Origin of the sequence: Chromatocurvus halotolerans (assembly GCF_004340525.1) — a bacterium.
GTDB lineage: Bacteria > Pseudomonadota > Gammaproteobacteria > Pseudomonadales > Halieaceae > Chromatocurvus > Chromatocurvus halotolerans.
Genome location: NZ_SLWX01000002.1, coordinates 123,880 through 147,822, shown reverse-complemented (window position 1 = coordinate 147,822; position 23,943 = coordinate 123,880). Strand labels below are relative to the sequence as shown.

General features: G+C 63.1%; 24 protein-coding genes. 15 read left to right on the top strand and 9 right to left on the bottom strand.

Features of this window, described 5'->3' with window-relative positions; genetic code table 11:
• Positions 1–12 precede the first annotated feature (12 nt).
• Together ccoS and EV688_RS02850 are read left to right on the top strand one after the other, a co-directional pair.
• Positions 13–213 carry a cbb3-type cytochrome oxidase assembly protein CcoS gene (gene ccoS / locus EV688_RS02855; protein ID WP_117314564.1) on the top strand — a complete coding sequence of 67 codons (201 nt, stop codon included), beginning with the start codon at positions 13–15 and terminating at the stop codon, positions 211–213.
• Positions 210–932, top strand: coding sequence for a sulfite exporter TauE/SafE family protein (locus EV688_RS02850; RefSeq protein WP_117314563.1), 723 nt, complete (start codon positions 210–212; stop codon positions 930–932). Before ccoS ends, EV688_RS02850 begins: the two co-directional genes overlap by 4 nt.
• A 56-nt stretch (positions 933–988) precedes the next feature.
• Here EV688_RS02850 and EV688_RS02845 read toward each other — a convergent pair whose 3' ends face one another.
• Positions 989–1,678: an OmpW/AlkL family protein gene (locus EV688_RS02845; RefSeq protein WP_117314562.1), complete on the bottom strand. Its 690-nt coding sequence runs from the start codon at positions 1,676–1,678 to the stop codon at positions 989–991.
• A 216-nt stretch (positions 1,679–1,894) separates the two neighbouring features.
• Here EV688_RS02845 and EV688_RS02840 point away from each other — a divergent pair, with 216 nt between their 5' ends.
• A complete protein-coding gene (locus EV688_RS02840) occupies positions 1,895–2,608 on the top strand; it encodes a trypsin-like serine peptidase (protein ID WP_131917533.1) in 714 nt (237 codons plus the stop codon).
• On the opposite strand, the gene trhO is transcribed toward EV688_RS02840, so the two are convergent.
• Entirely contained in the window at positions 2,594–3,550 is a 957-nt protein-coding gene (gene trhO, locus EV688_RS02835; RefSeq protein ID WP_205686473.1) for an oxygen-dependent tRNA uridine(34) hydroxylase TrhO, read from the bottom strand. The genes EV688_RS02840 and trhO overlap by 15 nt on opposite strands.
• Positions 3,544–3,882 (bottom strand): BolA family protein, encoded by a 339-nt coding sequence (locus EV688_RS02830; RefSeq protein ID WP_117314559.1) that lies wholly within the window; start codon positions 3,880–3,882, stop codon positions 3,544–3,546. Before EV688_RS02830 ends, trhO begins: the two co-directional genes overlap by 7 nt.
• A gap of 128 nt (positions 3,883–4,010) precedes the next feature.
• Between EV688_RS02830 and EV688_RS02825 the strand changes: the two genes are divergently transcribed.
• From EV688_RS02825 to EV688_RS02790, 8 genes are all read left to right on the top strand, one after another.
• Complete coding sequence (locus EV688_RS02825) at positions 4,011–4,673, top strand: hypothetical protein (RefSeq protein WP_117314558.1); 663 nt, start codon at positions 4,011–4,013, stop codon at positions 4,671–4,673.
• Positions 4,666–5,169, top strand: a complete 504-nt coding sequence (locus EV688_RS02820; RefSeq protein WP_117314557.1) for an RDD family protein — start codon at positions 4,666–4,668, stop codon at positions 5,167–5,169. Before EV688_RS02825 ends, EV688_RS02820 begins: the two co-directional genes overlap by 8 nt.
• An 82-nt stretch (positions 5,170–5,251) precedes the next feature.
• On the top strand, positions 5,252–6,751 hold the full coding sequence (locus tag EV688_RS02815; RefSeq protein WP_117314556.1) for a leucyl aminopeptidase: 1,500 nt from the start codon (positions 5,252–5,254) through the stop codon (positions 6,749–6,751).
• Positions 6,748–7,176, top strand: coding sequence for a DNA polymerase III subunit chi (locus EV688_RS02810; RefSeq protein WP_117314555.1), 429 nt, complete (start codon positions 6,748–6,750; stop codon positions 7,174–7,176). The genes EV688_RS02815 and EV688_RS02810 overlap by 4 nt, the downstream gene beginning before the upstream one ends.
• A 46-nt stretch (positions 7,177–7,222) precedes the next feature.
• The gene (locus EV688_RS02805; RefSeq protein WP_117314554.1) at positions 7,223–9,985 is read left to right on the top strand and encodes a valine--tRNA ligase; all 2,763 of its coding nucleotides are present in this window, start codon (positions 7,223–7,225) and stop codon (positions 9,983–9,985) included.
• 75 nt (positions 9,986–10,060) lie between these two features.
• Positions 10,061–10,273, top strand: coding sequence for a cold-shock protein (locus tag EV688_RS02800; RefSeq protein WP_117314553.1), 213 nt, complete (start codon positions 10,061–10,063; stop codon positions 10,271–10,273).
• A 150-nt stretch (positions 10,274–10,423) separates the two neighbouring features.
• Positions 10,424–10,921 carry a cold-shock protein gene (locus tag EV688_RS17950; protein WP_117314552.1) on the top strand — a complete coding sequence of 166 codons (498 nt, stop codon included), beginning with the start codon at positions 10,424–10,426 and terminating at the stop codon, positions 10,919–10,921.
• A 48-nt stretch (positions 10,922–10,969) separates the two neighbouring features.
• Positions 10,970–11,584, top strand: a complete 615-nt coding sequence (locus EV688_RS02790; RefSeq protein ID WP_240624187.1) for a class I SAM-dependent methyltransferase — start codon at positions 10,970–10,972, stop codon at positions 11,582–11,584.
• A gap of 13 nt (positions 11,585–11,597) precedes the next feature.
• Here EV688_RS02790 and EV688_RS02785 read toward each other — a convergent pair whose 3' ends face one another.
• On the bottom strand, positions 11,598–12,908 hold the full coding sequence (locus tag EV688_RS02785; RefSeq protein WP_117314551.1) for a hypothetical protein: 1,311 nt from the start codon (positions 12,906–12,908) through the stop codon (positions 11,598–11,600).
• Between the two features lie 63 nt (positions 12,909–12,971).
• Here EV688_RS02785 and EV688_RS02780 point away from each other — a divergent pair, with 63 nt between their 5' ends.
• Both EV688_RS02780 and rapA read left to right on the top strand, forming a co-directional pair.
• Complete coding sequence (locus tag EV688_RS02780; RefSeq protein WP_240624186.1) at positions 12,972–13,847, top strand: TatD family hydrolase; 876 nt, start codon at positions 12,972–12,974, stop codon at positions 13,845–13,847.
• A 5-nt stretch (positions 13,848–13,852) separates the two neighbouring features.
• Positions 13,853–16,612: an RNA polymerase-associated protein RapA gene (rapA, locus tag EV688_RS02775; protein ID WP_117314550.1), complete on the top strand. Its 2,760-nt coding sequence runs from the start codon at positions 13,853–13,855 to the stop codon at positions 16,610–16,612.
• Between the two features lie 45 nt (positions 16,613–16,657).
• On the opposite strand, the gene EV688_RS02770 is transcribed toward rapA, so the two are convergent.
• The 5 genes from EV688_RS02770 to EV688_RS02750 form a co-directional block, all read right to left on the bottom strand.
• On the bottom strand, positions 16,658–18,190 hold the full coding sequence (locus EV688_RS02770; protein ID WP_117314548.1) for an acyl-CoA carboxylase subunit beta: 1,533 nt from the start codon (positions 18,188–18,190) through the stop codon (positions 16,658–16,660).
• A gap of 78 nt (positions 18,191–18,268) precedes the next feature.
• Entirely contained in the window at positions 18,269–19,063 is a 795-nt protein-coding gene (locus EV688_RS02765) for an enoyl-CoA hydratase/isomerase family protein (RefSeq protein ID WP_117314546.1), read from the bottom strand.
• Positions 19,064–19,103: 40 nt separating this feature from the next.
• A complete protein-coding gene (locus EV688_RS02760; RefSeq protein WP_117314544.1) occupies positions 19,104–20,246 on the bottom strand; it encodes a CaiB/BaiF CoA transferase family protein in 1,143 nt (380 codons plus the stop codon).
• 28 nt (positions 20,247–20,274) lie between these two features.
• Complete coding sequence (locus tag EV688_RS02755; RefSeq protein WP_117314542.1) at positions 20,275–21,066, bottom strand: SDR family NAD(P)-dependent oxidoreductase; 792 nt, start codon at positions 21,064–21,066, stop codon at positions 20,275–20,277.
• A 29-nt stretch (positions 21,067–21,095) separates the two neighbouring features.
• Positions 21,096–22,271, bottom strand: a complete 1,176-nt coding sequence (locus EV688_RS02750; protein WP_117314540.1) for an acyl-CoA dehydrogenase family protein — start codon at positions 22,269–22,271, stop codon at positions 21,096–21,098.
• Positions 22,272–22,412: 141 nt separating this feature from the next.
• On the opposite strand from EV688_RS02750, the gene EV688_RS02745 reads away from it, so the two are divergent.
• Entirely contained in the window at positions 22,413–23,411 is a 999-nt protein-coding gene (locus EV688_RS02745; RefSeq protein ID WP_117314539.1) for an AraC family transcriptional regulator, read from the top strand.
• A 20-nt stretch (positions 23,412–23,431) separates the two neighbouring features.
• Complete coding sequence (nrfH, locus tag EV688_RS02740) at positions 23,432–23,932, top strand: cytochrome c nitrite reductase small subunit (protein WP_117314537.1); 501 nt, start codon at positions 23,432–23,434, stop codon at positions 23,930–23,932.
• The last annotated feature ends 11 nt before the right edge of the window (positions 23,933–23,943 follow it).

The following is a 23,943-nucleotide window of genomic DNA, read 5'->3' as shown; positions in this document are numbered from 1 at the left end:
AGGTCAGATGTTATGGAAAGCCTTTATCTGCTGATTCCGATTGCCCTGGTATTCTGTGTAATCGCCATACGTCTTCTGCTCTGGGCCATCGACAACGGCCAGTACGATGACCTGGACAAGGAAAGCTGGCGCATTCTTGCCGACGATGACAGCAGCGATGAGAAAAAAGACCACAAGGCGCACAGCGGAGAGGAGGACGGACCGTCGACATGAACAGCGTCAGTCTGCTGGCGGCGCTGGCGATAGGCCTCGCCGGCGCCGGGCATTGCCTGGGAATGTGTGGCGGCATCGCCGCGGCCGTCGGCCTGGGTGGCAAGGCCGCGCCGGGGACCACTGTGGCCTATCACGCGGGCCGAATCAGCAGCTACACTCTGCTCGGCGCCCTGCTCGGTTTGCTCGCGGGCAGCATCCAGCTTGCAGAATGGACGCTGGGGCTGCGCTACCTCGCAGGTTTTCTGCTCATTGCGATGGGGCTGTATATTGCCGACTGGTGGCGCGGACTCACGTACCTTGAGCGCGCCGGCGCGGTGTTGTGGCGTCCCATACAGCGCTTTTCCGCGCGCTGGCTGCCGGTGCAGCGCGCCCGCGAGGCCTACGCACTCGGGTTGGGCTGGGGACTCATGCCCTGCGGGCTGATTTACAGCGCGCTGGCCTATGCGCTGACCGCACAGGATGCGCTGCAGTCTGCGGGATTGATGCTGGCTTTCGGCGTGGGCACCCTGCCGACCATGCTGGGCGCGAGCTTCGCCGCCGGTCATGTCAGCGCAATACTGAAGAGTCGAGGCTTCAAGACCCTCGTGGCCGTGCTGATGATCGCAGCAGGGGCATGGACGCTGCACCTCACCTATGCACACGGCGGCCACCTGTTGCAGCGGGAGATCGTGCCGGGTGGCGGTTCATCGGCGCCGATGGATCATTCCGGGCACGGATGACAGCGGCGACGACCGCGGTCGCCGCCGCTAATGGGCCAATAACGCGCCAGCAGGGATCAGAACTTGTAGGCGATACCGATGTTGTACACCCAGGGGTTGATATCGACATCAAAGCTGACAGTGCCCACGTCGGTCACGACATCGGCGGTGGTTTCAATGTTCATGTACCAGACGCCCGCATTCAGCATCCAGTTCCTGCTCAGCGGAATGTCGACCCCGGCCTGGGCCGCAAAGCCGAAGGAATCGTCCAGATCCAGCCGTGACGATCCCGCCCCGATGACGCTGCCGAGCGCATCGGCAAGCGCCGGATCAATGTCCTCATCGTAGATATACGTGTAGTTAACACCCAGCCCGACATAGGGCTGCCAGCCTTCCTGACCACCGCGGGGATACCACTGCAGACTGAGTGTCGGCGGCAGATGCCTGATGCTGCCGGCGTCGATACCCAGATCCGGTACGTCAATATCATGCTCAAAGGGCGTTGCCGCCAGCAGTTCCACCGCCCACTGGTCCGTGACCATGAATGCGCCGATAATGCTGAGCTGGGTGTCGTTGCCAACGCCGACACCCGATGGCAACGTCGTGACTGGATCGCTGGGCAGGACGATGGCATCGCTGTCGTCGTTCGGCGCCACAGTCACGAATCCTGTCCGCAGAATAATATCGCCGGCTTCATGTGCCAGCGCGCTGGTCGCCAACGCACAGCTGAGTGTCAGGGGCAGGGTGATCGCTGTCAGGGTCTTCATGCTATTCTCCGTTTTTTTTGGCACCGACGCGGTACCGCTTGAATGCAATGTGGAATGCAATGCTGGACGCAAGAGTAACGATAGATCAGTTTCCAGACATTGACGTCAGTCAAGTCATGTCGTCAGGTTGAGCCCGCGGTGATATCGACGCACCGGCCGAAAAACCGCGGCGCCAGTCAGCGGGGCAGACGCCTGCCAATACCTTGCTTAGCCCGCGTGTGGCTGTGCATCCTGCCATGGCTGTTGCCGGCAATCCTCGTCACTGCGGAACCGCGACAGCAGGTGAGTGCGACATCGCCACCCATGCTGATGAGTGTCGGGAGGCTGCTGGTGCCCGGGCGACGCATCGAAAACGGCTACCCGCGACACTACCGCGAATCCTGCAGCGCGACGCTGCTCGCACCGGTCGACGGCGAGCCAGCATCGCTCATTCTGACAGCCTGGCACTGCATCGAATACCACACCGACCTCACGGACGATATCACCTTCGTCATCGAGTCGACCGCGGGAGAGCGCCTGGAGAGCCGCGTGAAGACGGTCTCCAGTGGCGGTGGCATGCACGCCGACTGGCTGATCATGCGTCTCGAGGAGCCGCTGCCCACTGCCACGGTCACCGCCGCCAACGTGGCGCAGGACGTCGTGCCCGGGATTGGCAGCCGCATCATCATGGCCGGATATTCCAGGGACGAGGGTCTGGGCGAAGCCGGCCAGGTGCTGACCTTCCACCGGAATTGCCGCGTTGTGGCGCGCAGCGATGAGGATATCGCCACCGATTGCCTTGCCTATCGCGGCGCCTCCGGAGGCGCCGTATTCAGCATCGCCAGCGGCCGGCTGCTCGGCGTTATCTCACGTGGGGACAGTCTCGCACAGAGCATTTTTGTACCGGTTTCGCGCATCGGCGGCCGGGCGGGACGCCTACTCTTCCATTGAGATAGCGCTGCGCTCCCGCTGACTGGCGGCGCAGTCCGCGCCGAGATGCTGCTCACCGCGCACCCGCGCCAGCTCCACCTGTTTCTGCCGCTCGGCGAACCGGGTTTTCTGGTCAGTCGTCAGCTCGTCGAAGCAGGCCGGACAGCACACCCCCTTCTGGTAACGCTCTGACAGCTTGTCGTCCTGGGTGATGGGACGGCGACACCCGTGGCACTGGTCATACTCGCCCTTTTCCAGTCGGTGATTCACGGACACACGGTTATCGAAGACAAAGCACTCTCCTTCCCAGGTACTTTCCGCTTCCGGGACTTCCTCCAGATACTTGAGCACGCCGCCCCGAAGGTGGTACACAGTCTCAAACCCCTGCTGCAGCAGATAAGAGGAGGCTTTTTCACAGCGGATGCCACCCGTGCAGAACATTGCCACCCTGGGATTGCGCGTTGGATCCAGGTTGTTCTTCACCCACTCGGGAAACTCGCGAAAGGATGACGTCCCGGGATCCAGCGCGCCACGGAAGCTGCCAATGCCGTATTCATAGTGATTTCGCGTATCGACAAGCACCACGTCGGGATCATTCACCACGCGGTTCCACTCTGTCGGCGCAACGTAGGTGCCGACCCGGGCATTCGGATCAACCCCGGGGACTCCCAGCGTCACGATCTCGCGCTTGAGCTTCACCTTCATGCGGTAGAAAGGCAGAGCCTCGTCCTCACTCTCCTTGTGCTCGATGTCGGCGAGCCTCGGGTCGCGCCGCAGCCAGGCCAGGACAGCATCAATAGCGGACCGATCACCGGCAATCGTACCATTGATGCCTTCCTCAGCGAGGAGAAGGGTGCCACGGACACCCAGACGCAGGCACTCGTCGAGGAGCGGCTCGCGAAGCTCGCGGTAATCGGCCAGCCGGGTGAATTTGTACAGCGCGGCAACCACCACACTCATGATACGGATCCCCCGCCGGCGTCTGCCTTGCTGCCTCCGAGGCATTCGGGCGAGGCCGGTGCCAGCTGCTCCCGCTCGGACCATTCCTGTGGCGTATAGGTATGCAGTGCCAGTGCGTGCACCGGTCCGGCCAGCTCATCTGCTACGGCGGCATACACGGACTGGTGGCGGGCAACCTGCCGCTTGCCGTCAAAGGCATCACTGACCACCACCACCCGGAAGTGCGTTTCCGAGTTCGGCGGCACACTGTGCATGTGGCTCTCGTTGGCGATGTCCAGCGAGACGGGCGCCAGCGCGGTCTCGAGTTTCTGCTTGAGGGTTTCGGCAACTGTCATGTGTCCTCCTGTTTCAGCGTGTATTATACCGGCGTGAGGCGGTGCGCGCGAAACCGGTATCACGTCGGCTTGGAGTGTCTCCACGGCATTCCCTATACTGTGTTGGCGCTGGGCGGCCGGGATTGATCATGCAGGAAACCTTTAACATCTATTTCGCCGGTGATATCGCGGATGGTGAATCCCTTGGCGACGTGCGCCGCAGGGTCGGCGCCCTGTTCAACGCGAGAGAAGCCACGCTGGACAAACTCTTCTCCGGCAGGAAGCAGCTCATCAAACGCAACTGCACGAAGGATGAAGCACTGAAATACCAGACAGCCATGCGGCGCGCAGGGGCCCTGGCCACAATCGCCGTCGCCAGTGACAGCGCACAGTCCACTCCTGGCACCGCCGCCGCGCAACCGGGGCCTGCGCATCAGCCCCGACAGGAAACGCGGGCAGCGCTGTCTCTGGCACCGGCAGGTACCGACGTGCTGCAGCCCGATGAACGTCACCCGGCATCCCGTCGCGACATGGACCTGTCGGCCTTCTCCGTCGCTGCCGCGGGGGAGCGTCTCGGTGCTCCGGAACCGCAGGCGCCTGCGCCACCGGACACCTCCCACATTACCGTCGCGGAGGCTGGCGAGACAATTCCCGGGCTCGCAGCGACGGTGCCGCGAGCCACACCCGACACCTCTGCGCTGACGCTTGCAGATCCCGATAGTGATTTGCTGGATACACGCTACCGACAGCAGGATACACCGCCCGCCCCGCGCACTGACCACCTGTCGATAGAGCCCACAGCGCATGACTGATACCGATACCCAACAAGAGACTGGCGCTGACGCGGTAATGGCGCCCGGCCTGCCAAGACGTCTGATGGCGGCACTTTACGACACCTTCCTGGTACTGCCCATCATCATGCTCGGCGTGGCGATAGGCATGGGACTCTACTCCGCACTGACGCGACTTCTTGGCGGTGCCGTGGGCGACGAGCCCCTGCAGGCGTGGGCGGTCCGCGGCATTGCCGTGCTGGTGATCGCCGGGTTCTTCACCGCCTTCTGGCGCAAGAGTGGCCAGACCCTGGGCATGCAGGCCTGGCGCATCAAGCTGGTAGCCCTGCCGGGCAAACGCCTTACCGCCGCGCGCTGTCTGCTGCGCTGTGCGGCGGCGCTGCTGTCGCTGGCGTGTCTGGGCATCGGTTATCTCTGGTGCCTGGTGGACCGCAGGGGGCGCTACTGGCACGACTATCTGTCGGGAACGGCGCTCGTGCTGATGCCTAAAAAACCGAAGGCCGATTCCACAGCGTAAACGGCCAATGGTTCAGTTGTCACCGCGTTCCCCGTAAACTACGCACAACGCCAAGCGAAAGAAATCTCACAAGGAATCCTGTATGCCGAGCATCAGTATCACCGCCCGCACGCTCCGCGATGGCGGCAGTACCAAGACCCAGTGTGCCATCCTGCCTGTTTTTACCGGCGGCAAGCTCAGCGACATCGGGGCGCAGCTGGACAGTGCACTGGGTGGGATTATTCAGGCGGCCCTGGCAATGGGCGATTTCAGCGGGGCGCAGGGCAAGACCCTGCTTCTGCCTGGGAGCAAGGACGTCAAGCGGGTACTGCTGGTCGGACTGGGCAACGGCAAGACGTTTGATCGCGCAGCACAGCGCAGTTTTTGCGACACTGCCGGCAAGGCACTGAAACATACCGAGGCGCGCGACGCCCTGGCATTGCTGAATGACCTGCCCTTCGACAGTGAGGACGATGCCGCAGCGTGCTGTGAAGATCTGGCTCGCAGCGTCGTGGCGCACCAGTACCACTACAGTGAAACCCTGAGCAAGAAGCCCCGCGGCAGCAAGCTGACCAAACTTTCGGTGTCGCCCGGGGAAATGCTGCCGGCGGCGCGCGCCCGCAGCGCAATGGACGTCGGCATTGCGCTCGGCAAGGGCATCAATGCGGCAAGAGAGCTTGGCAACCTGCCCGGGAACATCTGCACGCCGGACTACCTGGCAAAAGCGGCGCGCAAGCTGGGCCGCCAGAATGCGCGTGTCACGACGAAGGTTCTCAATGAAAAGCAGATGGCCGAGCTCGGCATGGGTTCTCTGCTGTCAGTGTCCGCCGGCAGCGATCAGCCGGCGCGGCTCATCGTCATGGAATACAAGGGCGGCAAGCGCGGCGACGCGCCGCAGGTGCTGGTCGGCAAGGGGATTACCTTTGATACCGGCGGTATATCGCTGAAACCCGGCGCCAAGATGGACGAGATGAAGTACGACATGTGCGGCGCCGCCAGCGTTCTCGGCACCTTCGAGGCACTCTGCGAGCTGGGTCTGGAGATCAACGTAGTGGGCATTATCGCCGCCGCCGAGAACATGCCCAGCGGTCGCGCCACCAAGCCGGGGGATGTGGTAACGTCCATGGCCGGAAAAACCATCGAGGTGCTGAACACCGACGCCGAGGGCAGACTGGTTCTGTGTGATGCGCTTACCTACGCGGAGCGTTTCAAGCCCGCGGCAGTCATTGACATGGCCACCCTCACGGGAGCCTGCGTTGTGGCACTGGGCTCCCACGCCGCTGCCCTCTACGCCAACAACGACGAACTGGCCGATCAGCTGCTGAAAGCCGGTATCGACAGCCATGACCGGGCCTGGCGCATGCCGCTGTGGGATGAGTACCGCAAGCAGCTACACAGCAATTTTGCCGACCTCGCCAATATTGGCGGCCCCGAGGCAGGCAGTATCACGGCGGCCTGTTTCCTGGCGCAGTTCGCCGAGAACTACCCCTGGGCGCATCTGGACATCGCTGGGGCCGCCTGGAACAGCTCGCCCAAGGGCGCCACCGGGCGACCGGTGGGTCTGCTGCTGCGCTATCTGCGAGAGCGCGCTGGCGCACAGTGACGCGGGTCGGCTTTTACGTCGTACAGGCTGGAGCACCCGCCAAGCGCCTGCAGGTGGCCGCACGACTGGCGGACAAGGCGTTCCAGCGCGGGCATGCCATTTTCTTCAACTGCGCGTCACAGGCTCAGGCGGAGGAAATGGATGATCTGCTTTGGCGCTTCCGCCCCGACAGTTTCCTGCCCCATGGCCTGATCAATAGCGACGATGCCGATCGTATTGCCATCGGCTGGGGACAGGACCCGCAGGGACATGACGACCTGCTGATCAATCTCGATCTGTCGGTGCCGGCTTTTTTTTCACGATTCCATCGCGTAGCCGAGGTCGTCACCCAGGACCCGCAGAGCCTTGAAGCGCTGCGCGCCTCCTGGTCGTTCTACCGTGAGCGGGGATTCGCATTGGAAAAACACGACATCCGCGGCGTATAATCCCGCGTTTTCCCGAACGCTGATCGCCCACCGGAATCCACGCCGCATGGACAAGACTTTCCAACCCGCCGACATCGAAAGCCGCTGGTACTCGCACTGGGAGAGCAGTGGCTACTTTGCCCCCCAGGGTGGCGAAGCCCCCTATTCCATAATGATTCCACCGCCCAACGTCACGGGCAGCCTGCACATGGGTCACGGTTTCCAGGAAGCCATCATGGATGCATTGATCCGCTACCACCGTATGGCGGGCGACGACACCCTGTGGCAGGTGGGGACAGATCATGCCGGCATCGCCACTCAGATGGTGGTGGAGCGGCAGCTGCAGGCAGAAGCTACCGATCGTCACGAGCTCGGGCGCGATGCATTTATCGAGCGCGTCTGGCAGTGGAAAGCGGAGTCCGGCGGCAATATCACCCGCCAGTTGCGGCGCCTTGGGTCATCCCTGGACTGGTCGCGCGAGCGCTTCACCATGGATGACGGGTTCTCGGCTGCGGTGCAGGACGTCTTCATTCGTCTTTACCGGGAGGGCCTGATCTATCGGGGACAGCGACTCGTGAACTGGGATCCGGCGCTGCACACCGCCATTTCCGATCTTGAAGTCGTTGCTGAAGAAGAACAGGGCCACCTGTGGCACTTCCGCTATCCCCTCAGCGACGGCAGCGGGCATGTCAGTGTCGCAACCACGCGCCCGGAGACAATGCTCGGCGACAGCGCCATCGCGGTAAACCCGGATGACCCGCGCTTTGCCCACCTCGTAGGCCAGCGAGTGCGCCTGCCACTCAGTGACCGCGACGTGCCGGTTATCGCCGATGATTACGTTGACCCCGAGTTCGGCACCGGCTGCGTGAAGATCACGCCCGCCCATGACTTCAACGACTACGCCATGGGACAGCGTCACGACCTGGAGCTGATCAACATCCTCAACGCCGATGCCAGCATTAGTGAAGCGGCCCCGGAACCCTACCGCGGCATGGATCGATTCACCGCCCGCGAGCAGATCATCGCCGACATGGATCGGCTCGGCCTGCTGGAAAAAGTTGAGGCGCACGCCTTGAAAGTCCCCCGCGGCGATCGAAGCGGGGTGGTGATCGAACCCTGGCTGACGCGGCAGTGGTATGTCGACGCACGCAAACTCGCGGGACCCGCCATCGCCGCGGTGGAGAATGGCGACATCCGCTTTGTCCCGAAGCAATGGGAAAACACCTATTTCGCCTGGATGCGCGACATCCAGGACTGGTGCATCAGCCGGCAGCTCTGGTGGGGACACCGTATTCCCGCCTGGTACGACGCCGGCGGGAACATTTACGTCGGGCAGAGCGAGGACGCCGTGCGCGAGGCGCACAAGCTTCCCGCGGAGACCCTTCTGCACCGCGACGAAGACGTGCTGGACACCTGGTTCTCCTCTGCACTGTGGACCTTCGGCACCCTGGGCTGGCCGGAGGAAACGCCGGAACTCGCCAAGTTCCACCCGACGTCGGTGCTGGTAACCGGCTTCGATATCATCTTCTTCTGGGTTGCCCGGATGATCATGATGACGCTGCATCTGCGCGAGGAAGTGCCTTTTCACGAGGTGTATGTGCACGGTCTGGTGCGCGACGCCGAAGGCCAGAAAATGTCGAAGTCCAAGGGCAACGTGCTGGACCCGATCGATCTCATTGACGGCATCGACCTGGAGAGTCTGGTGAGCAAGCGGACCGCCGGCATGATGCAGCCGCAGCTGGCAAAGTCGATCGAGCACGCAACCCGCAAACACTACCCGGATGGCATTGACGCCTACGGCACGGATGCCCTGCGCTTTACCTTTTACTCGCTCGCCTCGACCGGCCGCGACATCAAGTTCGATATCGGTCGCATTGAAGGCTACCGCAACTTCTGCAACAAGATCTGGAACGCGGCCCGCTACGTGCTGATGAACACCGAAGGTGAGGATTGCGGTCAGTCAGGGGAGGCGCCGGTTGAACTGCATCTGGTAGACCGCTGGATTCAAGGCCGGCTGCAGGAGACAACGGCCGAAGTCCACAGAGCGATAGGCAATTATCGCTTTGATCTGGCGGCCCAGGCCCTCTACGACTTCATCTGGAATGAATACTGCGACTGGTATCTCGAGCTGTCCAAGCCGGTACTGCGCGACCCCCAGGCGAGCGCAGCCGCGCTGCGCGGCACCCGGCAGACGCTGATCCGGGTGCTGGAAACCTGGCTTCGCCTGCTGCACCCCTTCATGCCCTTCATCACCGAGGAAATCTGGCAGGCCGTTGCTCCCCTGGCCGCCGTCAGCGGACCGAGTATCATGCTGCAGCCGCTGCCACAGGCCGACGACGACCGCGTGGACAAGGCCGCGAACGCAGAGATAGAATGGCTGAAGTCTGTCATTCTGGGCGTTCGCACCATACGCGGCGAAATGGGTGTCGGACCGGGCGTCAAGGTACCGCTGCTGCTGCGCAACGGCACGGCACAGGATCGGCAACGCCTTGATGACAACGCGGCGTTCCTGACACAGATGGCGCGACTGGAGCGCATCGAATGGCTCTCCGGCGAGCCACCCGCAGCCGCGACATCGGTTGTCGGTGAGCTGGAATTACTGGTGCCGCTCGCCGGATTGATCGATGTCGACGCCGAGCTGGCCAGGCTCGACCGCGAGACCGGCAAGCTGTCAGAGGAGATAACGCGACTCGAGAAGAAACTCGCGAACGCCGGCTTTACAGAGAAAGCGCCGGCTGCCGTGGTGGACAAGGAACGCGGAAAGCTGGATCAGCACCGTCAGACCCTGGAGAAGCTGGCCCGGCAGCGGGCATCTCTCGCCGGGGCATGAGCACCAGAGAATAACAAGGCAATGGGGCAACAGGCCCCGCGAAAACAATAACAGCGCAACATCGAGGGATGCAGCATGGGAGAGCGTGTCAACGGCACGGTGAAATGGTTCAACAACGCCAAGGGGTTCGGATTTATCACGCAGGGGGAAAACGACGAGGACGTGTTCGTCCATTTCCGTTCGATTCAGGGTGACGGCTACCGGACGCTGGACGAGGGGCAGGCGGTGGAGTTCACGCTGGCGCACGGCCCCAAGGGACTGCAGGCAGAAGACGTCACCAAGCTTTAGCCGATATTTTCCCGGGCGAGAAACTCACCTCGCCCGGAAGGCTGACGCCGCCAGACCCACGCAGGGTTTCTGCGAACCACCGCCACATCGCTGCCCGGAAACGAGCAGCGATGTGTAACGATTTATCAACGCTTTAACACGAGGAGCATCATGTCCATTTCAGGCAAACTGGTTATCGCCATCGCCATCGCCATGCTGGTATTCATCGCCACAACGCTCATGCAGGGCAGCAAGGATCCGGATTTGCTGCTGGGCCTGGCATTTATCATCGCCACCTGCGCATCCGTACTCGCCACTCACCGTCCACTGGTATCGAAGGCAGCAGCAGAGGCCGTCGTTGCACCGGGCGCGGAAACCCCGAAAAAGGCACCGCAGCAGCGCAAGGAACCCCGCGCTCAGAGTCGTGAGTCCTCGCGACAGAAGCCGCAGAAGAGCAGCGGCAAGCGGGAAGAGGGCCAGGTCAAGTGGTTCAATGCCTCCAAGGGCTTCGGCTTCATCACCCTCGACGGTGGCGATGAGGTCTTCGTTCACTTCCGTTCAATCCGCGGCGAGGGAAGACGCAGTCTGCGCGACGGCCAGCGGGTCGCACTGGAGGTGGCAAAGACCGAAAAGGGGCCGCAGGCGGAAGACGTTGAAACCCTTGACTGAGCACTGGCCCGCAGGAAATTATGCCGTAGCTACCGGAAGCGCCCTGCAATGGCGGTAAAGACACTGCGGCGTTTCCGCGGTGCACGGATGCCAACTGCCTCCCATCCGGACATTCGCGCCGTGAAGCGGCGTTCTGCGCAGCCGGGGATACATGGCAACAAACTCTGGAAATCCAGCTGCCTGGTCATCGACTACCTGCATCGCAACCCTCCCGCGAGGCCCGACGCCGTGATCGATGTCGGCTGCGGCTGGGGAATCGGCGGCGTGTGGTGCGCACAGAAATACGGCGCGCGGGTAGCCTCGGTAGACGCCGACCCGGCGGTGTTTCCGTTTCTTGACGTTGTCGCGCGATTGAATGGGGTGGAGACGCAGCCCGAGGCACGCCGCTTTGAACAGCTCACAACGCGCCAGCTGGCTCAGTACGATATGCTGATTGGGGCCGATATCTGCTTCTGGGATGAACTGGTCAAACCCGTGTATAACATGGTCAACAGGGCCATTCGTGCTGGGGTTGGACAGATCATTCTTGCCGATCCGGAGCGCCCCACCTTTGTCGAGATGGCCGAGCGGGTTATCGACCGGCATGGTGGCCAGCTGCTCGAATGGCGCACGCGCGGTCCCATGAGCGCGCGGGGCGTCCTGCTGGTGGTCGAGAACCGCTGACAGCGGTCAGTGGTCAGTGGTAAACCTCATAGTCGCGCTCCAGTCCCTCCACCGCGACGGCCTGGCCGGCGTCAAACCGGGGCCTGAAACGCACATCGCGCAGCTCCCTGACCGCCAGAATCGATGCACTGTCGCGCCCTGCGAGGACCGACGCCGTCGCCCGGCGCACCTGCCCCCGCTCGCTCACATCGAAACCCGCCCTCACCAGGGAGACGTCGGCGTCATTAGGCGGTTGCCAGAACGCACCGTTGTCGGGCAGTTCCACCGGCTCGCCGAACCACTCGGCGAGCCGATCATTCTCGCCAGCGTCTTGCAGGAGAGAAACGGCCCTGCGCCAGGCCTCTTCCGCGCGACGCCAGCTGCCGTTCCACTGTTCCCAGTCCCCCAGCTCGCGGTACAGTGCAGCGCGGGCAACCGGCGACTCAGCCTGCTCAGCCAGTGAGGTCAGCAGCTCTGCCCCGGTGGCTACCGCCGATCGCTGCAGGGATAGCAGGCGGTCACGATCGACATCCTCCGGCAACAGCTCCTGACGGCGGCTGCGCCGCGGCGACAGTACGGACAGGCTTTCCCGTACCTGCGGCAGGACCCTGGCCTGCACCAGGTACAGGTTTTTGAGCTGGCTCTGAACGAGATCCTGTCTTGTTCCGAGGGGCGCCGCCTCGGCGCTTGCGCGCTCGAGCAGCTCGGTATTCAGCCGGAACAGCTCCAGCAGCTCACGGTCCGGGTCGCCGCTATCGGCCGTACGCAGCAATTCCCGCTGCCAGCGCAGATATTCCAGGGCCACGCGCCAGCGCTCATCACCCTCCTCGTCATCTGCCGCCAACCACCCCAGGCGGTAGTAATAGCCGTAGAGATCGTCGAGCCCCTCACGATCGCCAAGGGCACGCTGCAGCTCCAGCATGGCGCGCACGATGGTCATCTGAGCGGGACTGGCAAGGCCGGTGTTCACGCGGAGAATATGCAGGCTGCGCCGGTAGAGGGCCAGGGCCTCGCCGAAGCGGCCCTCGGCAACCCGCTGCCGCGCCAGATCTGCGAGCGGTTCCTCAAGCCCGCTGGCGTAGGGGCCACCTGCGGCCTCGAGGGTCTCGACCTGTGCCTGCCATTGCGTTACCGAGTCCTGCGCTTGCGACCCCCCCTCTCCCACGTTATCGCGATCGTCGATCCCGGATAACACCGTCAGCGCCGGGTCCATCCGTCCCTCGGCCCACTCAGCCCCTCTCAACGCTATGCGCTCTCCGTAGCTGGCGGGCTCGCGCGCGAGCGCAGCGATCGAGGCAAGCAGGGCTGTCAGCAGCCAAAAGCCACTGGAAATCGTTTTCAACATCAGCAAAGAGACTCCGGTGGGTCACATCGATCGGTCCGAGTCCGATATAATGCGCGGATTGTCATGTTATACAACGCGCCAGGCACGTCACGCCTGGGCAGTCTGCAGGAGTTTATGGGCAAGCAAAAGCGTCGCGACATTCCCCGCTTCAATACCGCAATCATCGAAACCCATTGCCACTTGGACTATTTCGATGACGATCAGTTCGCCGCCGCGATTGAGCGTGCGGTGGCAAGCGGCATTGAAAAGCTGATCACCATTGCCGTATCCCCCGACAATCTGTCGACCGTCGTCTCACTGACCGAGGCCGACCCTCGCGTCTGGGGAACGCAGGGTATTCACCCGCATGAAGCGTCGGGATTCTGCGATCGGGTGGCTGACCTTATCGTCGCCAACCTGTCACACCCGCGCATACTGGCTGTGGGAGAGATAGGCCTTGACTACTATTACGACCACACCGATCGGGCGAGCCAGAGAGAAGCGTTCCGCGCCCAGCTGGCTATTGCCGCCAGCCACGATTACCCGGTGGTCATACACAGCCGCGAGGCCGACGAGGACACCCGGGCGATCCTGGGCGAATTCCTGCCCGATCTGTCCCGCCGCGGCGTCATACACAGCTTCACCTCGGGTCAGGCACTGGCGGAGTTCTGTCTGGATGCCGGCTTCATGCTGGGTTTCAACGGCATTGTCACCTTCAACTCGGCGCAGAATGTCCGTGACATCGTGGCCATGACGCCGCTTGAACAGCTCCTGCTGGAGACCGATTCACCCTATCTGACGCCGGTGCCCTACCGGGGTCGCCCCAATGAGCCCTGTTATCTGCCGTTCGTCGCAGAAAAAATCGCCGCAATAAAGGCACTGCCGACGGAAGCGCTTCTCAGGCAGACCTATGACAACAGCCAGCGGCTGTTCTTCCCAACTACCATCGCGGAGTCCTGAGAGGCATGGAATATATCATTGGACAGCGCTGGGTCAGCCATGCCGACATGCAGCTGGGCCTTGGCATCGTGGTGGGCCTTGAGGATCGGCGCGTCACGCTGAGCTTTCCAGCAGTAGGAGAGGAACGCACCTATGCGGCACACAATGCGCCGCTGACCCGGCTTCGCTTCAAGAAGGAAGATACGGTGGAAACCGCCGATGGCCGGCGCTTCGAAGTTACGGACGTCATCGAGAAAGCCGGTCTGCTGGCCTATGCCGGGGTCGACGAGCAGGGCAACGAACATCGGGCATCCGAGGTTGAGCTCGACGCTTTCGTGCAGCTCACAACCCCCCAGCAGCGTCTTCTCAACGGCCACTTCGACGGGCACGCCGAGTTCGCCCTGCGCGTCGCCACCTGCATGCAGCTTGACCGGCTGCAGCGCGGGGAAGTCCGCGGCCTACTCGGATCGCGCACCAGCCTGCTGCCCCACCAGGTGTATATTGCCAGCGAGGTTGGCCAGCGCCATGCACCGCGAGTGCTGCTTGCCGACGAGGTAGGCCTCGGCAAGACCATCGAGGCCGGTATGATCATCCATCGCCAGCTGCTCACCGGCCGCAGTGAACGGGTGCTTGTGCTCGTACCGGCACCGCTGCTCCACCAGTGGCTGGTGGAGATGCTGCGTCGCTTCAGTCTGCATTTTGCCCTGTTTGATGAGGAGCGGCTGCAGCAGCACGAGGGCGACAACCCCTTCGAGACAGAGCAGCTGGTGCTCGCCAGTACCGCCCTTTTTCGTCGTTCCCCGGCAGCACGCGCGCTCGCCCTGGCGGCGGACTGGGATCTGGTGGTGGTGGATGAGGCACACCACCTGCAGTGGTCGGAGGATGCACCCGGCGAGGACTATCAGTTTGTCGACAACCTGTCGCGCCATGCCGCCGGACTGCTGCTGCTGACGGCGACCCCCGAGCAGGTGGGACAGGAAAGCCACTTTGCCCGCCTGCAGCTGCTGGATCCGGCGCGCTTCCGGGATATTCAGCAGTTCCGCCAGCAGGAAGCCGAGTACCGTCGCTGGAGCCATGTCATCGAGCAGCTTGAGGCCGGAGAAACGCCGACCGAGCTGCCGGAGGGCCTGGATCCCGACCTGCCCGCCGAGGACCTGATCCCGCGCATTCTCGATCGCCATGGCACGGGCCGCGTGCTGTTCCGCAATACCCGGGCCAGCGTCGCCGGCTTTCCGGAGCGACGCCTTGCGGCCGCGCCAATCGCACCACCACTCACCCTGCAAACTGCGCAGGATCCGCTGCAGGCGCTGTACCCGGAACGCTACGAAAGCGGCGACGACTGGGTACAGACAGATCCGCGGGTCGCCTGGCTGACATCGACGCTGAAGGCCATGCGCCCTGCTAAAGCACTTATCATCTGCTCCGGTGCCGAAACCGCCATCGCGCTGGAGCACTACCTGCACCTGCGTGCCGGCATCCGCTCCGCGGCTTTTCACGAGGGCCTGTCAATCATCGAGCGCGATCGCGCCGCTGCCTACTTTGCCGATACCGAGAACGGCGCGCAGACGCTGGTCTGTTCGGAAATCGGCAGCGAGGGCCGCAACTTCCAGTTCTCGCAGCATCTGGTGCTGTTCGACCTGCCCTTGAACCCGGATCTGCTGGAACAGCGCATCGGGCGCCTGGACCGTATCGGGCAACGCGGCGATATCACCATCCACGTGCCTTACTTTGAGGGCACCGCCCAGGAAACCCTGTTCCGCTGGCTGCACGAAGGACTCGATATCTTCCGCAACAGCTGCTCGGCGGGACAGATGATCTACAGCCGCTTCAGCGAACCCCTGCTGAATGCGCTTGGCGGCGACAATGCCGATTTCGAGGCACTGCTGTCAGAAACCCGGGGTTTCACCAACATCACCAAGCAGGAACTGCGCGAGGGCCGCGACCGCCTGCTCGAGCGAAACTCCTGTCACAGGGACGAGGCCGAGCGGCTGATTCGGGAAATCGAGGCGTCCGAAGCATCCACGGCGCTGGAGACCTACTTTACCGGTCTGTGCGACATTGTCGGCGTTGAGCACGAGCACCACTCGGCGCACTGCCTGGTGCTGCGGCCAGGTGAACACATGCTGATGCCGGAGTTTCCGCATCTGCCTGAGGAGGGGCGTACTGTCACTTTCGATCGCGGCATTGCGCTCGCCCGCGAAGACATGGCTTTCCTCACCTGGGAGCATCCCATGGTGTCCGAGAGCATGGAGGCGATACTCGCCACGGAGCTTGGCAACACGGCGATCGGTACCATCGCCCTGAAGGGTGTGGCCCCGGGTTCGCTGCTACTCGAATCCCTGTTCACCGTGAGCTGTCCCGCCCCGCGCCAGCTTCAGCTGCAGCGATTCCTGTCCCTGTCCCCGCTGCGCATTCTGGTCGACAACAAGGGCCGCGACCTGTCAGGCCTCATGCCGCATGACAAACTCAGTGAGCTGGTGACCCGGGTCAATCGCAGCACCGGGCTTGCCATCATCAAGCAGGTACGCGGCCAGGTCGAGGAGCACCTGAACGCGGCAACCGGCATTGCCGGGAAACAGCTGCGCGCTGTCATCGGCGGGGCGCGCGATGCCGCGGATAACACCCTCGGCGGGGAAATCGAGCGCCTCGAAGCCCTGCAACGGATCAACCCACAGGTGCGTCAGGATGAGATTGATCACCTGCGCTGGCAGCGCGAGGAAAGCCTGCGCCTGATCGACCGTGCCAGCCTGCAGCTGCAGGCCGTCAGATTGATTGTCACGCGCTGACCGCAGTGACCACGACAGGGATCCACAGCCGGCGCGACACGGCGTTCATGCCGGGGGAAGCGCAGCATCCAGTGCCCGCAGGACAACCTGGCGAGTGTCGGCAGGGTCAATGACGGCATCTATCTCGAGATGGGCAGCCGCTTCCGTGGCTTTACCCACCTGGTAGAGTTTCGCCACAAGTCTGGCGAACAGGGCTTCCCGGGCCTCCCCCTCGGGGACGGCCGCCAGCTCCTTGCTGTAGCCAAGACGCACCGCACCCTCCAGCCCCATGCCGCCGAATTCCCCACAGGGCCAGGCCGCGCTGTATACCGGCTCCATGAAACCACCACCGGCCATGGCCATGGCGCCGAGGCCGTAGCCCTTGCGCAGGAAAATGGCAATCAATGGAACCTCGAGCGCTGCGCCGGCGGTGAACAGGCTGGACATGCGGCGCACCGCTCCGGCCGCCTCGCTATCCGGACCCACCATGAACCCCGGCGTATCGATCAGTGACAGCACCGGCAGTCCAAGAGCGCCACAGCTGCTGAGGAAGCGTGCCGCCTTGTCCGCCGATTCCGCGTCCACCGCACCGCCAAGCTGCTGGCAGTCACTCGCCATCAGCGCCAGCGGCCGGCCTTCGATGCGCAGAAAGCCGGTAATGATGCCGCGTCCGAATACCCGCTGCAGCTCCAGAAACGTGTCGCTGTCTGCGAGCACTTCAATCAGCCTGCGCACGGGATAGCCCCAGCGGCGATCCGCGGGAATCACCGACCGCAGCTGCGCCTGATCGGCACACTCCCATCGCTCCGCATTGCCTTGAAAATACGAAAGCAGCTGCCGGGCCACGCGGGTCGCCTGGGCCTCATCGGCCGCGACAATATCGACAACGCCGTTGCGCTGTTGCGCTTTCACGGGGCCGATGTCCATTGGAGCGAAGCTGCCAAGGCCTCCCCCCTCGATCATGGCCGGACCCGCCATACCGGTCCAGGACTGCTGCGTGGCAATGCGGAAGTCGGCGCAGCCGAACAGTGCAGCGTTGCCTGCAAAGCAATAGCCATTGCTGACGGCAATACGCGGCACCTTTCCGGCCAGACGTGCCCACGCCGCAAACGACGACAGATTGAGCCCGGCTATCTGCGTTGCGACATCGGTATCTCCGGGACGACCGCCGCCGCCCTCGGTATACATCACTACCGGCAGGCGGTGACGCATGGCCACGTCGCACAGGCGATCCAGCTTGCGGTGATGAAAATACCCCTGGGTTCCGGCGAGCACGCTGTAGTCATTGATCGCGACGGCGGCGCGCGCCCTGTCGGCACCCACGCTGTCAGCATTGATGGTACAGGTCCCGGTAATGATACCGTCTGCGGCGGTCGATACCTGAAGATCCGCATAATCACGCCGGCTGCGCTGGGCGGCCACGGCAAGCTGGCCGTACTCCTGGAAGGAGCCGTCATCCACCAGATCATGCAGATTCTCTCTCGCGGTCCGATAGCCTTTGGCGTGGCGGCGCTGGCGCGCCTCGGCACGGGACTCATCGAGAGTCAACGCCAGGCGAGCCTGCAGTTGCTGCAGCGCGTCTTTACTGTCGTCAGCCACAGCCAATCCAGAGGTCAGGTCGAGCCACCGGCCACAGGCCTGCCCGCGCGCCAATGCCCACCGGGCAGGTGTTGAACGTCAGCAGCCGCGCCACTGCGGCTTGCGCTTCTCGAGAAAGGCGCGCACGCCCTCCTCGGCGTCCTTACTGTCGATGCAGATATGCTGCAGCGATGCCTCGGAGGAAATCACCGAAGCCAGATCGTTCTCTGCGGCAAGCGCCAGACTTTTCTTGCCATAGTGCAGCGCGAGCGGTGCCTTCTCCGCCAGTTCTTCCGCCCAGGCCATCGCGGCATCCACCAGTGCGTCATCGTCAACAACACGGTTGCACAGTCCCAGCTCGAGACAGCGATCAGCCCGGACTTTCTCGCCGGAAATCATCATTTCGTAGGCCCGCTTGCGACCCAGGACGCGCACCAGCTGCCAGGTTGCGCCGCCATCAGGCACCAGCCCGATCGCCGCGAAGGCCTGGTAGAGGTAGGCACTGCGTCCCATGACCGTGAGATCGCAGGTCATGGCAAAGGCACTGCCGATACCCGCCGCTGCGCCGTTGACCGCGGAGATCCAGGGCTTGGGCGCTTCGGCAATCGCCAGCACCGCCGGCTTGTACTCGGTGTTCAGCATGGCCTCGGTATTGAGGCCGCCACCCTCCTCGCGGGAGGATACCTCGGTGAGATCGGCTCCGGCACAGAAGGCGCGTCCGGCACCGGTCAGCACCACGACACGCACGTCGTTGTCGGCATTCACCGCCAGCGCCGCCGCAAGCATGTCGCGGCGCAGGGCCTCGTCAAACGCGTTCAGGCTGTCGGGCCGGTTCAGGGTCAGCAGGGCCACCGCCCCGCGGCGCTCCACCGATACCGTGTCGTATGTCGTCATTCCTCGTTTCCTTGTGATATCAGGGTGCGTCAGTGTGCCGTCAAGTCTGCATCGTCACGGCGCCCTGCCGGTGCAGCGCATCAATCTCCTCCGCGCCGAAGCCCATGGCAGAAAGGACGGCATGGGTGTCCTCGCCGGCACCGTGAGCGCCGTGACCGACAGCCGAAGGGGTGCGGGCAAAGCGCGGTGCGGGAGCGGGCTGGACCACGCCATCGATCTCAATATACACCTCCCGCGCCCGGTTTGCCGGATGCTCGGGTGCCTCGGTAAACCGCAGCACCGGTGCAACGCAGGCATCGCTGCCCTCGAACAGGGCAGACCACTCGTCACGTGACTTGCGCCGGAAGACTTCGGCCAGCTGCGCCTTCATCGCCGGCCAGGCCGCGGCATTGTTCTGGTCACCGAAGGTCTCTGCGGGCAGTTCGGCCAGACGGCACAATTCGGCGTAAAACTGGGGTTCGATAGCACCCACGGCCATGTATTCCCCATCGGCGCACTCATAGGTGTCATAAAAATGCGCGCCGCCGTCGAGCATGTTCACGCCGCGCTCGTCCGCATTCCATGCACCCAGAGAGTGCAGGCTGTGAAACATCCACATCGACTGTGCCGTGCCGTCCACCATGGCAACATCTATCACCTGCCCCTGCCCTGAGCTGGACGCTTCCAGCAGCGCGGCGAGCACGCCGTTGACCAGCAGCATACCGCCACCGCCCATGTCGCCCACCAGATTCAAGGGCACGACAGGCTTGCCGCCGGCAGGCCCCACCGCATAAAGGGCACCCGCCAGGGAGATGTAGTTGATATCGTGCCCCGCGGTGTGAGCCAAAGGACCCGTCTGTCCCCAGCCCGTCATTCGCGCGAATACGAGCCGGGGATTTCTCGCCATGCACACGTCGGGGCCGATACCCAGTTTCTCGCAGACTCCCGGGCGAAAGGGATCGATCAGCACATCGGCGTTTTCCAGCATGCGCAGCAGGGTTTCCACCCCTGACGAATCCTTGAGGTTGATCACGATCGACTTCTTGCCGCGACCGCTGACCCGCTCGGTGAGCCGCGGGTCGGCGGCGCCGGCACGGTCGACGCGAATCACCTCCGCGCCCATGTCCGCCAGCATCATCCCGCCCATGGGTGCGGGACCAATGCCCGCAAGCTCGATGACTGTGTAGCCGTGTAACGGTCCCATGCTGCCTCCTACGCTGCTGTCTCCCACTCTACTTGGGCTGCATACGGATGCCGCCATCCAGCCGCACACACTCGCCGTTCAGGTAGTCGTTCTCAACCATCATCTGGGCGAGGTGGGCGATTTCATCCGGATCACCCAGGCGCTGGGGGTACAGCACCTGGCTGCCCAGGGGCTTCAGGTGCTCCCAGATTTCCGGCGTCAGCTCTTCAGCGCCTCCCATCATCAGCGGCGTCGCAATCAACCCCGGAACGATGGTGTTCACGCGGATACCCAGGACCGCAAGATCGCGGGCAACCGGCAGCGTGAGGCCGACAATGCCACCCTTCGACGCGGAGTAGGCGGCCTGGCCAATCTGGCCTTCATAGGCGGCTACCGAGGCAGTGTTGATAATCACACCGCGACCACCGTCCCGGGTCAAGGTCTCGTTTTCCCCCATTTTTTCCGCGCAGAGGCGCAGCACATTGAAGGTTCCAACGAGGTTGACGTCAATAACCTGCTTGAAGGCGTCCAGCGGGAAAGGTCCCTTTTTGCCCATGGTGCGCATGGCATTGCCGATGCCGGCGAAGTTGCAGTTGATGTGAATGGCGCCAAAAGCGGCCAGGGTGGCGGCGATGCCAGCCTGCACCGAGGCCTCGTCGGAGACATTGACCTTGACGAAAATGACGTTGTCCCCGAGCTCGGCCGCCAGTGCCTCACCCTTTTCCACATTCATGTCGAAGATGGCGCACTTGGCACCGTGGCCGACGAAACGCTTCACGGATGCGCGCCCCAGGCCCGAGGCACCGCCGGTGATTACCGCTACCTTGTCTTTCAGTTCCATGGCATCTGTTTCCTGTACGGGTTGCTGTTTCAGAAGTTGCGCGTGTTGAACGGCACGTAATCCGCCGACAGGCAGTCGCGGCTGATGATGATCTTCATGACTTCCGAGGTGCCGGCGTAAATGGTCGAGATCCGGGCATCGGTATATTGACGGCTGATGGGATATTCGTCCATGTAGCCGGCACCGCCGTGGAGCTGCACGCCAATCTCCGCGGCCTCCACCTGCAGCTCACTGGTGGCCAGCTTGGCTTTCGCCGCATCTACTGCGGTGAGAACCCCGGCATTGAAAGCCTCGACGCACTGGTCGACGTAGGTCTGGGTGATATCCAGCCGCGTGCGCAGATCGGCCAGCTGGAACTGCGTATTCTGGAAGGCGGCGAGCGACTTGCCGAAGGCCTTGCGCTCCTGCACGAAGGCTGCCGTCAGGTCCCAGGACAGCTGCGCCGATGCAATGTAGCCAGCGGCACCCATGAGGCGCTCCTCGGCCAGGCCTTCCATGAGGTAAATGAAGCCCTTGCCGGGCTCACCCAGCACGTTGGCCCTGGGCACACGGACATCGTTGAAAAACAGCTCCGCCGTGTCCTGTGCCTTCAGGCCCATCTTTTTGAGATTGCGGCCGCGCTCAAAGCCCGGCATGCCCCGCTCGACAATGAACAGCGTCATCGCATGCGGGTTGTTCTGCGGATCCGTCTTCGCCGCCACAATCACGGCGTCGGCATTGATGCCGTTGGAAATATAGGTCTTGGAGCCATTCAACACCCAGTCGTCGCCGTCCTCAACCGCCGATGTGCGCATGCCTGCGAGATCACTGCCGGCATCCGGCTCGGTCATGGCAATCGCCAGAATGCACTCGCCGGAGACACAGTGTGGCAGAAAGCGCGCTCGCTGTTCCTCGCTGCCAAAGCGGGTGAAATACGGGCCGACCAGGCGACTGTGCAGGCTGTTGTACCAGTCGCCCACCCGGGCGTAGCAGGTTTCCTCGATGATGACCTGCTCAAAGCGAAAATCGTTGTCACCCATCCCGCCGTATTTTTCGTCGGGCCAGACCATGAGGAAACCCCGCTCGCCGGCGCGCCTGAAGGCGTCCCGGTCCACGATACCCGCCTCACGCCAGTCTTCCATATGTGGCACAATCTCTGCGGCAAGAAATTTTCGGTAGGCATCGCGGAACATGGTCTGTTCTTCGGTGAAGCGCCTTGGCAGCATGCGTTAACTCCATTTGTGGGCAAGTGTGCAGTATGGTGAGCACCCACGGCGCCAACAATGACCGCCACCGACAAAAAACTTGACCCAAACTGACAGCCTCGCAACCCGGCGCTCCGGTGCCGTCAAGGCAGGGAAACAGCAGTGCGCAAGCTTTCCATCTCAGTGCATTTCGCGCGCGCCGTTCTCAGGCATGCCGTGACCCGCGGCGTTGATCCGCTGCCACTGCTGCGCAAAAACGGCATTTCACCACGCCTGCTGCAGGAGCGGGATGCGCGCATCTCGATTGAACGCTTTGCCGACCTGCAGATCAGCACCATGCGCGCCATGCAGGATGAGTCGCTGGGCTACTGCCAGCGTGTCATGCCGCTGGGCACCTGGGCAATGATGTGTCATGCGGTCGTGGGTTCCACGACGCTGGGACAGGCCCTGCATCGTCACTGCCGCTTCTACTCCCTGTTCGACTTCGGGCCGCGGCCAGAGCTGCATGTCGAGGACGCACGTGTCCTGATTCGTCTGGTCGGGGTGGCTGATGGCGACATCGATCCCTACATCGCCGAGCTGTTCCTGTTCAACATACACCGCTTCGGCAGCTGGCTGGTACAGGAGCACCTGCCGATACAGCGCGCCACGCTGAGTTATTCGCCGGCGGCACAGCCCGAGGAGTATCGTCTGATGTTCCTCGCCAACCCCGTGAGCTTCGAGCAGCCGGTCTGCTCGCTGGTGCTGGCGCGCTCGCTCATGGACAAGCCTGTGCTGCAGAACGAGCAGACCCTGGCACGCTTTCTGCGCCATCCGGCGCTGAACATGCTCACGCTGCAGTATGAGCGCAGCAGCTGGACCAGCCAGGTACGCGAGTTGATCCGCCAGGACCTCATGCACATGCCAGAGCTGAACACGATTGCCGGGGCTCTGGAGTTGCACCCACAGACCCTGCGTCGCCGTCTTGCCAGTGAAGGCACCACCTTCAAGGACATCAAGAACCAGCTGCGGCGCGATATCGCCCTGCACTACCTCGGCCGCCGCGGTCTGAGTATCGAGGAAATCGCCCACCGCGCCGGGTTCTCGGAGTCGAGTGCGTTCATCCGCGCCTTCAAGGGCTGGACGGGCGTCACGCCCTACAGTTACCGTAAGGGCCTGTGATGAGGCGCCGGAGCGGTTGAATGACCGACAGACAGCGGACGGACCGCACACTCTGGAGACTGGCTGTTGCAACCGCCGCGGCGCTCGGTATCCTCGGCGGGGTGGGCATGTTCACGCTGGGCTATGCCGACGGTCTGGCCTACCTGCGCGACGACCCTGCCGTCTGCGCGAACTGCCACGTCATGCAGGAGCACTACGACAGCTGGCTGCAGTCTAGCCACGACAATGTCGCAACCTGCAACGACTGCCATCTCGGTCAGGGCTTCGCGGGGCGCTGGATCACCAAGGCAGACAACGGTTTTTTCCATGCGCTGGCCTTCACCACCGACAATTTCCACCGGCCCCTGCAGATCAAGCCGCGCAACCGGCGCAAGACACAGGAAGCCTGCCTGGCCTGCCACGAAGGCACCGTCAACGCCATGTTACCCGCGCACCAGGGCGGCGATATGGCCTGGTGCGCCGATTGCCACAGCGACGTCGGCCATGCCGGTCGAAGACGCGGATTTGCCGATCGTCAATAAGCAGAGGATGA